Raw genomic sequence first — 15,217 nt, forward strand, 5'->3', positions numbered from 1 at the left:
CGCTCAGATTACCTTCTAACACACATTTAATCTTCTTAACTATCAATATGATTCACCCATCCGAAAATCTCATGATGCTTCTCCTGGCGTTTATGAAGAGGTTTCGAGTAAAACAAACACAAACAACAAGATTTTTATCAGTCTTTTTCTCAATAAAGCTGTTCCGCAAAAGTAGTCCCTACATTATTCTTACGCTTCATATGTTTCTCTAAGTAAATCTTAGTTGTTTGAATATCTTCATGACCAAGCGTCTGCATTAAGTGATATAAATCTGCATTTCCTTGTTCTACTGCCATAATTGCAAAAGCATGACGGAATGTATGCGCCGTTACTGGATTCTCACGATACTGCAGAAAATCTAAATTTGTCTTTTTTATCATATCTGTTACCTGATTTGATAACGTTTTTGAATTATAAAAGTTTCCTCTTTGATTTACAAATAAAGGACTTTCATCTCCTCGATCCAATATAGTTTGGAACCCTCTTCTTCGTCTCATTTCACAAATACACTGATACAAATATTCCGAAATGAAAAGTTCACGCACTTTATCCCCTTTGCCTGTGACTTTTAACCAGTATTTTCCTTCGTAGTGTATATCTTTGACTTTTACTGTGCATAATTCTTGAATTCTTGCACCGGTACTTGCCAGAGCTAGTAAAATTGTATAGTTTACTAAATGACCTCTTTCTTTATAAAACCCTAAGATTTTCATCACTTCATCATAGGATAGGTCCCGATTTGGCCGATCCTGTTCATTTACATTTGCGCGCTGGAGTTCTTCATGAAGAGGTTTTTCAATATAAGCAAATACATGAAGGTGTTTTAAAAACGAACGAATGAGCACTGTTTTCTTTGCAAGTGTTGCCACTGCATATGTATCCCTATTCCTACCTTTCTGTACCTGTTTCAACCAGGAATTATATTTACGAATATGCCAAGGTTGCAATGTCTTCAATAAAGAAGCACTTTGCTGTACCTCTTCCCCATTCAATTCGAATTCTTCTGCATGCTGCACCATACATTGACAAAATGACAAGATTTCAGACACATAGCTCTTTTTTGTATCTTCTTTTTTATTCTTCTTTTCATCCATATCTTTTTGTAAATGTACGAAATGATAAATTACTTCTAGGTCACTTAGATACGTATATTTACTCTTTCCCTCTTTTTCAGCTATCTCCATTTTATCTTCCACTTTATCTACATAACGATTGTTATGCAGAAATGGAAAGATATCTCTTATATTCTCTAAATATTTATCTATGTATTCACTTTTATTTTTAATAATCGGTAAGTTTTCTTTTTTATTTTTATTATCCATACTTTAAATTCACCTCTCCTATTAAAGATTATGAATATAATTATCTTTATTAACTGTATTTATCATTTTATTTCACTTCTATCAATTATACAAATTATAATTCATATTCTTTCTATAAGAATCCCACATTCTTCTGTATTAAACTATACTTATATTTTTTTATAATTTATTTGCATATCAATGTATTTTTAAATTATATATAATATAGTTTTATTTTATTTTTCCAATAGAATGTAATTGTATAATACTGTTACTTATAAATTGAATGTCACATGATTTTTATTTCTGTTAAGAATATAATTTATATTTTATTTGTATCTATTCTATTTCTGTATTTGTAGGGATTTGTTATAATACATGTATGATTTACGAGTATCATAGATTATAAGGAGGTATATACATATGTCACAGGATGTATGGTTTCTTACGAAACCAACTGTCACAACAAAAGAAGCTGCGGAAATGTTAGAAGTTACCGTACAGACCGTTTTGAAAAAGGAAAAAGAAGGTTTAATTGCGTGTGTATATAAAGATAATTGGAAGCAATTCGGTAGTAAAATCTTTTACTTGGAAGATATCCAATCCTTAATGATCGAAGACCAAGTAGATGGATTTACAACAAAGGAAGCCGCTGATTTATTAAACGTCGCTCCTTCCACTATCTTTACTTATATTAAATCTGGAAAGCTACCAGCGACACAGGTCGAAAAGCGAGGGAAGCAAGTCTATGTAATTGGGGAAGAAGATCTCGAAGCTTTTCAAAAGCAGTATGATAGCAAAGCCAATCGAAAGGAACGCAAAAGATTCCGCATGAAAATCCAGGATACAGAAATCTTTCTCTTTCAATTGTTGACACATCAGGAAACATCGAAACAAGCACGTGTCATTGAAATCAACGGAACGGATGGGAGAGTCATGACGGAAGAAGAAGCCGTATTCTCTTTATCAGCCTATAAGGAGAAGGGATATCGCGTACCTACGTATCCGAAAACCCCCGTGATAACCAAGCGTGGTATTCTCTCGTTTTCCTTCCGGAAACCACAACTCTTTCATGCGATGCCATATCGATTAATCAATCTGTTTTATGAAAAAATTGGCGTGGCAAATATGCGGGTATCCCTTCAACAAGACACAATACACTTGGAGGTAAAACCATGTTTATTGCGGGTTAATCCTGCGGAATGGCAAGAAGAGATACAGTATTTGTATACCCATATGACATCGGGATCCCTTGTTCCACATACAAAAGGCGTCTTTTTAAAAAGTAATATGGAATCCCTTTCGTTTCATGCAGATCATGCCTTTAAACAACAAGTCATCGCCATGGCAAAAGCTGAAGAAATGGGGCAAGAGGAATTTTTATATCATGCGGTGCGATCTTATATAGAATCGCGGTAGCATAACGGAACGAAACTTCATTTGCTATACCGTGGCGCAAGAATCTAGTACTTGTACCTGGTAAAACACAAAACAAGATTTTGTCACATGTGACCGCATGTCAATTGATCTTCTGCCAGGACAAACCCGGCTCCTTCTGGCATCGCTATTTTACCTATAGAGTCTTAGCGATGCCGCGCGGCTTTGTCAAGGGAATGGTCTTGATAAGTGTTTAGAAATTATAGGGTGGTTTATTCCTAACAGAAGAGATGTGGATGCAAAATCTCTCTATCTTGGAAGGAGAAGATGTCGATCTAGCAATTCTGAATGGCTGATATCCTATGTTTCTTCTATGGTTAAAATAATGAGGAGATACGTGCAAAACCTTAGATTACATGAATGTCTTTAAAAGATCTGTCACTAAGGGAATCACGCCACCAATAAATTTTAATACTACGATTGCAATTTCCATTCCATACACCACAATTCTTTTCGTAATACTCAGTATTTAAATTATAGGCGAGATACAGAACTTCAACAACTTCTTTTGATATAGAATAATCTGTGCTAGTATCAATATACCTTCGTTTTTGTTCAATATTTTTTCATACATTCTATCTTGCCCAGCATACCTCATATGCTAGGCTTTTTTTGTTGATATGAACTATTTTTATAAGGTGGGGACTTCTGGTGTATATGAGAGAGAACAAAAGCCACATTAGAAAACAGTCAAGTGGATTACCTTGACTGTTTTCGCACCTATTTTTAATCAAACTTTTGTTTAATTATGTTGTCGAACGCATTCCATTCTCTCAGGCGTATGTAAGAAAAATGGTTCAGTTGCAAAGTTTCTTCGCATTAAACTAGACGAGGAATTTGTGATTAACTATTATGCAACTATAAATATTTTTTGATTCAAGGTACAATGAATTACAACAATTACTAGTATCCGCATACTATTTAGTCATACATTCATACCTCTGTTTATCTCTTGAGAAATTTTGCAACTGAACCTATCCTTCCATTATCCTTGTAAGAAGCGGAGTATGTCTTCTACGCTAATTTTCGTGAATTTGGCAATATCTTCTACGGATACTCCATTCTTGTGCATACCACGAATTAATTGTATTTTTCCTTGTTCTAATCCTTGTTCTATCCCTTGTTGAATTCCTTCTTCTCGTCCTTTGTTTTCTGCTCTTCGAAGTGCCGCTTTTTCATCCATTAATGCTTTTCGTCTTGCTTCATATTCCTTTCTTAGCTCAGGATCTTGACTTACACGATCCCATGTTTCCATTGCCTTGTGTAAAATTGGATCTTCTTTCATCGCAATCGCCTCCAATACAGATGTAATATGTTCCTGTTCTGCCGCTTCGATTAACAATAACCAACGAACCAACTGGTCTTCACTTGGATGAACATCCCCATTTTGCCATTTTGTTAAAAACTTCGGTAACTCAACAAAATGAATTTCCATGAGATCCGTCAATAAAAATCTTTCGGTTGCCTCATATAACCGAAAAACAGAATGATGTTGTCCGGTTTCATGAAACAACGAATAATTGATGAGATTAATCGTAATGGTACGGCAAAGTTCTGCATAATCATCTCCAGCTTGTAAAGGCTCTGTATACATTTTACTCCAATAGAATAAGGTTCTGGCATCCATATCTTCTTTATCTTGTAACTGTATTTCCACGTTAATATTGCTGCCATCTTCCAATTTTGCTCGCACGTCTAAAATCGATTTTTTATCCTGTGGATATGCAGGATTAAGATGCGTATCGACTAATTGCAGCGTCTGAATTTGTTGGTTTTCAGGAAAACGAAGGAGCGCATTTAAGAAAGCAGCTAAAATCATTTCACTGCCAGGTGCTCCAAACACCGCTTTAAATGCAAAATCTACACGTAAATCAATTCTTTTGTGATTCATAGGTTCTTCTCCCAAAGGTAATCTATTTTAGGTTCATTATACCAAATGAAAAAAGAACCGCCAATATAGCGTGAAAACTGACGTGTATGGAATCAATCAATTGAAGGGTTCTCGTGCAAAGGTTACTGTCATCATGTGCAAGGTATCGATAAGTAAAGGACGTGTTTCACGATGACAAAACGAGTAGATTTTAAATGCTTCCGTTGTAAGGTTTTTTAAACTAATAACTTTGATGTATGTTTCATTTACTTTCTAGGAAGAATTCCATTGTATCAGTTGTTTTCGAATGCACTCATTTTTAGATGAATAGCATCCATATGTGCAAATTTTCAAAATTATTTGTGAAAATCCTGAAGTTTTTGCACCAAAACCTTTTTAAAGGATAATCGAACTCAATATAGAAGTACAAACATTATGAAATACTGGTTTTACCACTATCTATATATATTAAAAGCCTAATCCTAATTAAGGGGGGACGTGAAACGTATGAAAAAACATCAAGTTATTTGTACACTTACCGCTCCTAACGGAAATCGTGATGTAATAGGTCCTATTGAAATCTTTGCAACCTCAGAAAATATTATTAGACAACGCTTAGTCAAAGAACTCCAACGAAGAATGGGTAACCTTTATCAGTGGGAAATAGAAGTGCAACAAATAGAAAATGAGCAACTCGTGGCATTACAATTACAATGTCTTGACAGGTGATACAAAAAGAAATGATATTACTATTTATGTACAAATGAAAGATCCTGGTTTTATACAACCCAAGCTGTTGTGAAAGATTGGGATAGTCTCACAATCCAACAACCTTCATGACATTTTCAATTATGTTCATCTTATGAATGTACATGGGAACGGTTTGCAAAATCGTAATGATGGAAGAGTTAAGCTCTACTTAGTAAATAATTATGTCATATCATATGTGAAAACTGCATAGACTCAAATGACACCAAGGTCTATAAAATCAAAAAAAGTCATCTTCAGCTGGTGAAGATGACTTTTTTGTATCATTTGAAAAATATTTCAAACAAAACAATGACTTGAGGCATCTCTCTATCTTCAGGAAGATGCTTTTTTGGGCTGTTCTTATTTAAGTTTAACAACGTGGAAGATGTAAGAATTGTATAATTGCATTCAGAATTTGATCTAATATTGGTGTAGTCATGAAATTGGTCCCCTCCATTACTTTTTCATTATTCATATTATCCCTAAATTAGTATATTAAATCAATGTTATATCGACCTATTAAATATTTATCAACAAAAGACAGATTTATTAGAGAGAACGTAATGTATCGGGAGGTTCTATATAACGACGAACAATCGTATACATATGTAGGTATCAAAAAATGAATAAAAGGGGTTGTATGATGGGAAGAACTACATTCATTCAGATTTTGAAAAAGGCTTATTTTGAAATCTACAAAACAAAGGAAAAAGACATGATTCAGCATGCATTCCGATCACCAGAAAAAAATATGTGAAAAAAATGAAAATCTTGCTACTTCTATGATATCACATGTTAGAAATCCTTCTGTATATCTAGATCGCCCATCGGCTTCTTCTTTGCCTAAAATTGTCATTTTAGGCGGGGGACTGGCCGGTTTGACTTGTGCATATCGATTAAAACAAGCTGGGTATGGGGCAACCATATATGAAGCGAGCGAAAGAGTAGGGGGGAGATGCCACACACACCGAGGATACTTCGCAGATGATCAAATTGTGGAACGTGGTGGAGAATTTATTGATCCAGGACAACTCAGTATCCAGCAATTAGCAACTGAACTCGGACTACAATTAGATAATCTAACTGCGGCTGAATTACCGGGAACAGAGCCGTTCTATTATTTTAATGGCGCTCCTTATTCATTTGCTGAACTGTTGGCAGATTTCCAACAAGTTTTTCATCAAATACAAACGGATGCAGCATTAGCGGGTTTCCCTACCCTATACAATCATTATACGCAAAGAGGGTTTGAACTCGATCATATGTCTATCATTGATTATATTCAGGCCTATGTGCCAGGGGGAATGTCATCTAGATTTGGTAAATTTCTAGATGTGTCGTTTAATAGTTTTTTAAGTTCGGAATCAAGCGATACCAGTGCTTTATATTTAGTTTATGCACTTTCTTTCGGGCTTATTGAACTCGGGGAGGAGTTACACGTACATGGAGGAAATGATCAAATTCCTAAGAGATTACAAGAACGACTAGCCGATCAAATTGTGACTGAAACACGCTTAATTGCAATAAAAGAAAAAGAAAATGGGCGTTATACACTCACATTCCAAAAGAAAAAAGACATATTTGATATAGAGGCGGATCAAGTTGTTATCGCCATTCCTTTTACCATTTTACGTTCATCTGTAGAGTATAATCAGGCAGGTCTACAACCATTAAAAGTAACCGCTATACAAGAAATGGGGATGGGCACAGCCACAAAACTACATGTACAATTCCGAAATCGTTACTGGAATACACTTGGCAGTAATGGAGCCACATGGTCGGATACAGGTTATGTAAGTACAATTGAAGCGAGCCGAGCACAACCCGGAATAAGTGGAATTTTAGAGAATTTCACAGGGGGAAACATTGGAGCGGGTATGAATATTGGTACACCAAAAGAGCGGGCACGGCAATTTTTAAGACAAATAGAACCCGTATTACCGGGCGGGACAAATCAGTGGAATGAAAAGGTGACACGAGACTATTGGTTGGGGAATCCATTTAGTTTAGGCTCTTATTCCTATTGGAGAGTAGGACAAATGACAAAATTTGCAGGAATAGAAGGTCAACCAGAAGGAAGCAATGGTAATTTACACTTTGCCGGGGAACATACGGCAGACTTTAATGGTCAAGGGTGGAGCCATACAAACCGGAGAACGTGCGGTCCATGAGATTTTAGGGAGTTTAAAAAGGGATTATGTAGAGGAAATCGTGGAGGAAGTCATGGAGTAAATAAAACTTTGCAACAGAACCGAATATGGAAATCAAACAGTTTCATACAATACTGTTTTTTTATATTGTCTACTTGACAGAGATAAAAATAGAGGGAAAATTCTGCCCGAAAACAAGTAAAACGCATTCTGTCATTCAGCTCACTGCATAAACACGCATTCAGTTAAGAATGTATCCTTTCATTTTTTATTTAGGTTCGTCTTTGCACAAAAACTTTCATAAAATAATCTCAGTGTACACGACGACAGAATGATTTACACCAGAAAAAAAAAGCACTGTTTGAGTGAAATCTTTACCTGCTAATTAGATGTATACAGTTTACTCCAATAATACAGGGAACGTTTTACTATCTCTTGTGTATTTCGTAACTGGATTTCCATGTTCACCTTGGTTTCATCTTGAAGTGTAGCTAATATATCTAGTATGGATAATTTATCTTCTTCATATTCTTTATGCAAATGTGGGTCTTCAATTTTTAGAGACACAATTGGTGTAGATAAGGATTCATGCAAGATTGCATTTAAAAAAGAAATCAGTAATTCCTCTTGTCCTTGTACACCAAATAATTGCTTGAAAGCAAAATCGACTCGTAAATTGACTAAAGGTTGATTCATAGAGTGAGTCACCTTTCTTTGTGAGTATTCTATCTCTATTGTAACGGATACGAAAGGGAGGAAGCAACCCTTGATAATTGTTTGTTGGTGTTTATTAGTTATTAAGGTTTTGTTGCAAAGTTTGAAAAAAATAGAGAGAGGGTTATAAAGTGGAGATCGGGTTTAAGCAACGGCTACTAATTTTTGTAGTTCATTGTACGCCGAAAAGACGGAGTCTAATTCAAGACTTCGTCTCTGTTTATATATAGCCTGAATCGTTTCAATCCCTTTTATAGTACGAGAAGCATGACGGATACTTTGAAATCCAGAAGGTTTGGCAAAGCGTCGTTTTACATGCCGATGATCTTGTTCAATAAGATTATTACGATGTTTGATGGTACAGTGTTTGGTATGTGTATAATAATCGTCTTTCTTTAATTTTTTGAATGCACAAAGCAAAGCCGGGGCCTTGTCTGTCGTAAGAACCGATGGTTCTCCAAAAGCTTTGAAGAGTCGCTTCATAAACATATAAGCCGCTTGATGATCATGTGTTCTACGAAGTTGAATATCCAAAGTATGTCCATCTCCATCAATTGCACGATAAAGATAGCGTCACTCCCCTTTCACTTTGATGTAAGTCTCATCTAAATGCCAAACAGGGTGTGCCGTTTTGTTTTTCTTTTTCCAGATTTGATAAATCAAATTGCCATATTCATGAACCCAACGTATGATGGTTGTAGGATGAACCGATATGCCACGTTCTTTCAAGATTTCAGATACATCACGATAACTTAAAGCAAAACGACTGTAGTAGCCGACGGCTACTAAAATTATGTCTCTCTTGAATTGTTTTCCTTTAAAATATCCCATATGTTATGCTCCCCATCTCATTTTTTCTACAGTCTAGCTCAGCTTCAAAAACTTTGCAACAGAACCCTTCATTGTATCTATCTTTACGAATAGAATCACTAAAATGTCTCTGAATCGAGTAGGACAGACTAATTTAGAGACATTTCTTTGTATAGAACCAATCCTTAATGTACCTTTTGGAGGGGATGGGCAAGAAACCCCATTATGTTATTTAAGTACTTTTGTTGTCTAAGTCGCATACCGTTAGATATGCTTTTTTCTTTTTTTAACTGTTCAATTGCTATAGGATAAGCTGGATTCTTATCGACTGTTATAACACGAGGATTTGAAAAATGAAAAGACCGCAAAGCTTTCTTGAAAAGGCGCTTTGCAGCCTTATGATTTCTTGTTTTGCTTAGGAAAAAATCGATTATTTTTCCTTTTGAATCAACAGCAAGATGCAGGTATATCCATTGACCTTTTACTTTAATATATGTTTCATCGACGCTCCAAGAGTCATTTGTTTGTTTGAGGTAATGTCGGATCGGTTTGTCAAATTCCGGACCATACTGATGAACCCAACGCATAATCGTTGTATGAGAAATGGATAAACATCGTTCCTTCATCATTTCTACCAAATCACGAAAGCTTAAATTGTAACGTAGGTACCAACGTACAGTTAACAAAATAATATCAGGTTGATAGTGCTTCCACTTAAAATCTGTTTGATTACCTTTTTACACTAGAACTCATTTTTGCACTAAAATCTTATTTTCAATTGAAATTTTTGACTTCTGAGGAAATCGCTTTCATTTATTCTACTTTTACAGTATAATTCCCTGTTCCATCATTGTATTTATATACAACTAAATAATATTTCCCTGGTTGTGCAAAATATTTTCCAAATAATTCATTGCCTTCATTTTTTGTTGCATACGCAACATAATTGTTAAGGTCTGACTCGTGATGCAACACCCAGTTCATTCCAAGGTTTTGTTCATTCGTAACGGTAATTTGTAAATCCTTTGGTTCTTTTACATCAATTACAAATCGATCAACTTGATCTTGATCACTTAGGCTACCTCTCAATAAGGTATTCAGGGATAGTGGATTAGCTGTATCAAATGAATTATTCGGTTCTTTTTCTACAGCCATACCTTCTTCCGTATTCACTCCGCTGAATACAACATCATATTCAAATTGTCCAGCATTATTAACACGGTAATTTACAAAATAAGCAGTCAATGTTTTGTATCCACTCCACTCTTTTTCTGAGAGATGTTTCAACATATCATTCGTTGTTTGATTCATCACTTTCCAGTCCTCAATTTCTCCTTTTGCTGCACTTCCTGTATACGTTCCCTGTAATGTGAATGTATTAAAGAATTGTGATTTATTCTTTGTTAACTTCACATTTTTTAACTTTGCTTCATTGGTGATATCTGACGCAACATCTGAAAGCGGTTTCGGATCATGCTGTGCTAAATACTCATCTGATACTTGTGGAATTGTGTACTTATCACGATTATCAATAAGCATTTGCATATAAGATTGATATTCTTCATTTAATTTATTATCTTTGCTTAATGTAGAACGGTACGCGTCGTAATTTGCAACATCATTTGCACGAATTAAATCATGCACTTTATCGAACATTTCAGGACGGTTATTGTACATATAAGATTGTAATGCAAACGAATAGTTATAGAAATCCCACGTTCCATATTTTGCATTTAAGGTTTGTGCTGCTGTGTAACGTTTTGCAGGATCATAAGATAATCCACCAATTATACTTTTCCGTGGTACTACACTATCTAATCGCGTTGAACCTGCAAAGAACTCTGCATTCCCTTCTTCAAACCATGTTAAACGTTCATTTTGATACATTTCCCCTTGGCCCCATAATCCCGGAACCTCATATCTTCCCTGTAAATAGTGTGTAAATTCATGGCGGAACAATTCTTCCAAACTATAAATACTTTGCTCTGGTGTACGTTCATATGTAAAGAATGTTCCGCTTCCTTCAATGTAAATTCCACCATTATTCGTTTCATAACCATATAATTGACGGTTAAATTGATATTCGTCGGGGCTATTATAGATGACCATCGTTGCTACATCATCCGCATGTCCACTTTCAAGTGGTTTATCACTACCTACTGTACGATAAAATTGAGAGCGTACTTCTTTTGCTGCCCAGTATAAACGTTTAATTTTCTCTTCGCTAACTTTATCCCCAGCTTTAAAGACAATTGCTCCATCATCAAACGTATATGTTTTCGGTAAATATTTCTTTTTACCATCTTCTCGAATTTGATCTAAATTTATTGTTTTTCCGTTCGTATCTACTCCTCCGTAATTTGTAGTAATCTGTTCTGCCGCAACAAAATATTGCTCCCCTAAATATGGATAAATTCGCATTGCATCTGTAAAAACTTGCTGTCCTTTTGTTGGTGTACTATGAAGCTTACCTAGTCGGCCAGCATAGTAAATTCCGTTATTAATTAACCATCCATTTTCATCTGTTACAGTACCAATTAGCGCGAACCTATTAATTTCATTAATAAAACTATCGATGTTTCGATACCACATCGTATCTTTTGCTTCTTTTCCCGTGCTATACATATACGTCTGAATGTCATAATCAATTCCTTTGATCAATTCATGTACAGCATTTCCTTTTGTATAATCTTCAATGAAAGTTGCAAGATTATCGTTGTATTGTTTGAAAACTTCACCTGCATATTGAATAACTTCAACATCAGCTGATGCATTTCCAATCAGCATTCCATAGGATGAAATAACTTTGTTTTGTTCTGGTGTACCGAGTTTAAAATTCGGGTTCTTTGCAATTGTCTTTAAAGCCGGTAAACATTTATCATGATAGCTACGCTCATTTAGTTTGCTTAATTCATCATGGTAAAAACCTAAATAAAATGCCGCACGTAGAGTTTCTACTAACGTTTCAATCCCTTTTGAATCATCTTTTGTATAAGCTTGTCCCTGTTCTGCTAACTTATCAATAATTACTTGCATGCGGTTATCATCTTGATAGAACTTGAGACTATCACTATTAAACTGAAATAATTCCGGAATTTGATACCATTTAATTGTCACAAGGAGATCCGTTAATTGTTTGTTGCTTAATTGATTTAATTCGGTCATCGAATATTTTTTCTCTTCAGCTAACTGTTTTACATTCTCACTTGGCGCTGGTGGACTCTGCGATAAATCCGCTAACTTCAATCGTTTTGTAAAAGATGCATCTTCTTGTACTTTCGAAGAGTGCGCCAACTCATCAACAGATTTCTGTATTCCTACCGGCTCCCTTTGTAATATGTTCTTCACATTTTTCTCTTTTGTTTCTGCTTGAATTTGTAACCCATTACATGACACAGTGACAAGCCCAGCGCCAAGAATTAATTTGCGAAATTTAGAGTGTATAGACATAATATGCCCCCTTCTAATAATTTAATAATCCCTAATTATCAAACTATAAACCAATCTCTATTTTTCTATGTTTATCTACGATGGTTAAAATGTGCCCACTTCTTTTACAAAAAAAGAAAAAGGAATTAGAGAATAGAATGATTCAAGATCTTTTACATCTGTTGTTTCATGGTATATGACAAAGCACCATGGGTGTTTTTGCCCAAATCCCCGAAAAGGGGGAATTAGCTAAATTTATACACTATGTCAAAAAATACACTTTATGACATACTTAAAAATCTAGAATTTTTCATTTCAAAAATACAACATATGCTTAATTGAAATATTTCAATTAAAATGTATATGTTTTGACATGTTTATCTTAAAAAGAAATTAAAATCCTTTATTTATAAGGGTTTTGTTACTAATTTTATTGTTATTCCCCCGTTTCGGGGGGATGGGCAAAGATATCCCCTTTTTAAATTAAAGTCACATTTTGCCGTTGCTTGTCGAAATCTATTAAAACATTACATTATTCAGAAGTAAATACACAGAAATAAATCACTATATCAAACTTAAAGGATATTAAAAATATACACATCTATGTCACACTATATCAAAAACATATAGTAATTTGTTTATATTAAGAAAGATTTAGATCAAGTTGATTGATCCTACTAATAAAAATTTTAGTGATATAACGAAATGTTCTTGTAAATTTAAACTCCCTTTATTTACCTATGCGAAATTGCATATCGTTGCATTGTTATGTTTAAATTCTATTTGCGGATTTCTTTACTAAGAAACCCTCCGAGAATGAACAGGAAAATATATTGATTATACTGACTCTTGGACACAATCAAAAATACATACAATCTATATCATGCAAGTAACACCGAAAGAAATTTAGTTACTACTTACTCTGGCATATCCACGTATCAAAATTCCACCTCACTTTTGGAATAAGTGAAGTGACCCCAATAAATTAGACAGGTTATTTAATTAGGCAGCGTTTTGGACGTGGGTCCGGTATTGTATCAGACTCATGCCTTTTAATTTCGCCTTAATTCTCTTAAGATTATAGTAGGATATATATTTTGCTAGTTCTTGCTCAAAATGTTCCATATTCTTAAAATCTTTTCGATATAAAAATTCAGATTTCATAATACCAAAGAAATTTTCGATAACTGCGTTATCGTAACAGTTCCCTTTCCGGGACATACTTTGTGTAATACCACGTTTATGAAGAGAATCACGGTATTTTTTCATTTGATAGTGCCAACCTTGATCGGAATGAATAAGGAGTGCCTCCTCATCTGTTAAGCGTTCAAAGGCTTGGTCTAACATATTAGAAACAAGGGCGTAGGTTGGCCTTGAACCAATTGTATACGTGATAATTTCACCATTAAACAAGTCCAATATTGGCGATACATATAATTTCTCTCCAAATAATTTAAACTCCGTAATATCCGTTACCCATTTTTCGTTTGGCTTTTCTGCTTTGAAATTGCGATCTAAAATATTAGGGGCAATCTTTCCAACAGTTCCTTTATAAGAGCGATATTTCTTCATACGGATCAAACACTTTAATCCTAACTCTTTCATAATGCGTTGTACCTTTTTGTGATTTATCTTATGTCCACGGTTAGTAAGTTCATCACGAATACGACGATAACCATAACGTCCTTCATGTTCATCATAAATAGCTTGAATTAGTACTTTCAAATCTGAGTCTGGATCCGGACGTTTGGCATTTTTCAGCCAATAATAATATGTGCTACGTGTGGAATGTTGGCAAGCAATAAAAGTGATTGTACCGGAAATTGATGCCTTAATTCATAAACTACTTGCGCTTTGTCTTTTTTTGTGACTTCTGTTTGTTTTGAACTAAGGCATTCAACTTTTTTAAATACGCATTCTCCATACGTAACCTTTCTAACTCCTCTTGGAGTTCTTCAATGGAGCCTTCGACTGGTGATTGTTTTTTCACTATTTTGTAATTTTTATTATTCATAGACGGATGCCTCTTTTCTTTAAGTTGTAGGGCATCCAATCCTTCTGTTTCATAAGCTACTTTCCATTTTCGAACCGTTTCATAAGATGGAATATTAAAAATTGCCGCTGTTTCCCTGATAGACGTCCTATTTTCAATCATATAGTTAAGTACGTCTAGTTTAAATTGCGTAGAGTAAGATGTATAGCGTTTTTCAAAAGCTTTTTCACCGAAATATTCATATCGGCTAATCCAGTGATAAAATACACGCTGATCTATACCTATAGATTTAGCAATACTTGTCCCACCTTCTGGGCCTTCTAAATATCGTCTTACTGCTTGTATTTTTTCTTTTGAAGAAAATTTAGCCATAAAAAACTGCACCTCCAATTGTTAGTCGTGTCTAACGATTGGGGTGCAGTTCACAGTTGCGACGGCGAGAAGAGGGCTTTTTTCGTTTTTCATTTCCCTATATAGGGTGGAGCTGGAAACACCAATCATATCCTTGATTTCTTTAACTGTAAATTTTTTAGATTGATATAATTCGATAGCTTGCTGAATTTTTTTTCATCGTTTTTGGGAGTTTAATTTCATTCGTAAATTTTTAATTGAAGGTTTACAAATATTTTTTTATGAAGATTACGCATGTTTGTAAAAGTGTATCTTCACGAATAAGAAAGAACTCTTCATAATTAAATTAAGGGTTTTGAAGATATGTGATATAATGATAAAAACTCTAAGGCATATAAAAGGATGTTATCTA

The 15,217-nt window shown here is 34.7% G+C and carries 6 protein-coding genes and 4 pseudogenes; 3 read left to right on the plus strand and 7 right to left on the minus strand.

Annotated elements, in window-relative coordinates; all coding sequences use genetic code 11:
* Window positions 1-149: 149 nt before the first annotated feature.
* The gene (locus ACP6L7_RS10375; RefSeq protein WP_430529138.1) at window positions 150-1,322 is read right to left on the minus strand and encodes a tyrosine-type recombinase/integrase; all 1,173 of its coding nucleotides are present in this window, start codon (window positions 1,320-1,322) and stop codon (window positions 150-152) included.
* A gap of 402 nt (window positions 1,323-1,724) precedes the next feature.
* Here ACP6L7_RS10375 and ACP6L7_RS10380 point away from each other — a divergent pair, with 402 nt between their 5' ends.
* A complete protein-coding gene (locus tag ACP6L7_RS10380) occupies window positions 1,725-2,720 on the plus strand; it encodes a helix-turn-helix domain-containing protein (RefSeq protein WP_430529139.1) in 996 nt (331 codons plus the stop codon).
* Window positions 2,721-3,723: 1,003 nt separating this feature from the next.
* On the opposite strand, the gene ACP6L7_RS10385 is transcribed toward ACP6L7_RS10380, so the two are convergent.
* A complete protein-coding gene (locus ACP6L7_RS10385; protein WP_430529140.1) occupies window positions 3,724-4,629 on the minus strand; it encodes an Rpn family recombination-promoting nuclease/putative transposase in 906 nt (301 codons plus the stop codon).
* A 486-nt stretch (window positions 4,630-5,115) separates the two neighbouring features.
* Here ACP6L7_RS10385 and ACP6L7_RS10390 point away from each other — a divergent pair, with 486 nt between their 5' ends.
* A complete protein-coding gene (locus tag ACP6L7_RS10390; RefSeq protein WP_430529141.1) occupies window positions 5,116-5,337 on the plus strand; it encodes a hypothetical protein in 222 nt (73 codons plus the stop codon).
* Between the two features lie 803 nt (window positions 5,338-6,140).
* Window positions 6,141-7,529 (plus strand): flavin monoamine oxidase family protein, encoded by a 1,389-nt coding sequence (locus ACP6L7_RS10395; protein WP_430529203.1) that lies wholly within the window; start codon window positions 6,141-6,143, stop codon window positions 7,527-7,529.
* A 366-nt stretch (window positions 7,530-7,895) separates the two neighbouring features.
* Here ACP6L7_RS10395 and ACP6L7_RS10400 read toward each other — a convergent pair.
* The 5 genes and pseudogenes from ACP6L7_RS10400 to ACP6L7_RS10420 form a co-directional block, all read right to left on the minus strand.
* Window positions 7,896-8,204: pseudogene (locus ACP6L7_RS10400) on the minus strand (Rpn family recombination-promoting nuclease/putative transposase); the annotation flags it as partial.
* 162 nt (window positions 8,205-8,366) lie between these two features.
* Window positions 8,367-9,053: pseudogene (locus ACP6L7_RS10405) on the minus strand (IS6 family transposase).
* 164 nt (window positions 9,054-9,217) lie between these two features.
* A pseudogene (locus ACP6L7_RS10410) lies at window positions 9,218-9,751 on the minus strand (IS6 family transposase); the annotation flags it as partial.
* Window positions 9,752-9,845: 94 nt separating this feature from the next.
* Window positions 9,846-12,482 carry a collagenase ColA gene (gene colA / locus ACP6L7_RS10415; RefSeq protein WP_430529142.1) on the minus strand — a complete coding sequence of 879 codons (2,637 nt, stop codon included), beginning with the start codon at window positions 12,480-12,482 and terminating at the stop codon, window positions 9,846-9,848.
* A 981-nt stretch (window positions 12,483-13,463) separates the two neighbouring features.
* A pseudogene (locus ACP6L7_RS10420) lies at window positions 13,464-14,826 on the minus strand (IS3 family transposase).
* Window positions 14,827-15,217 lie beyond the last annotated feature (391 nt).

The organism is Bacillus silvicola (assembly GCF_050524305.1).
Taxonomy (GTDB): Bacteria; Bacillota; Bacilli; order Bacillales; family Bacillaceae_G; genus Bacillus_A; species Bacillus_A cereus_AT.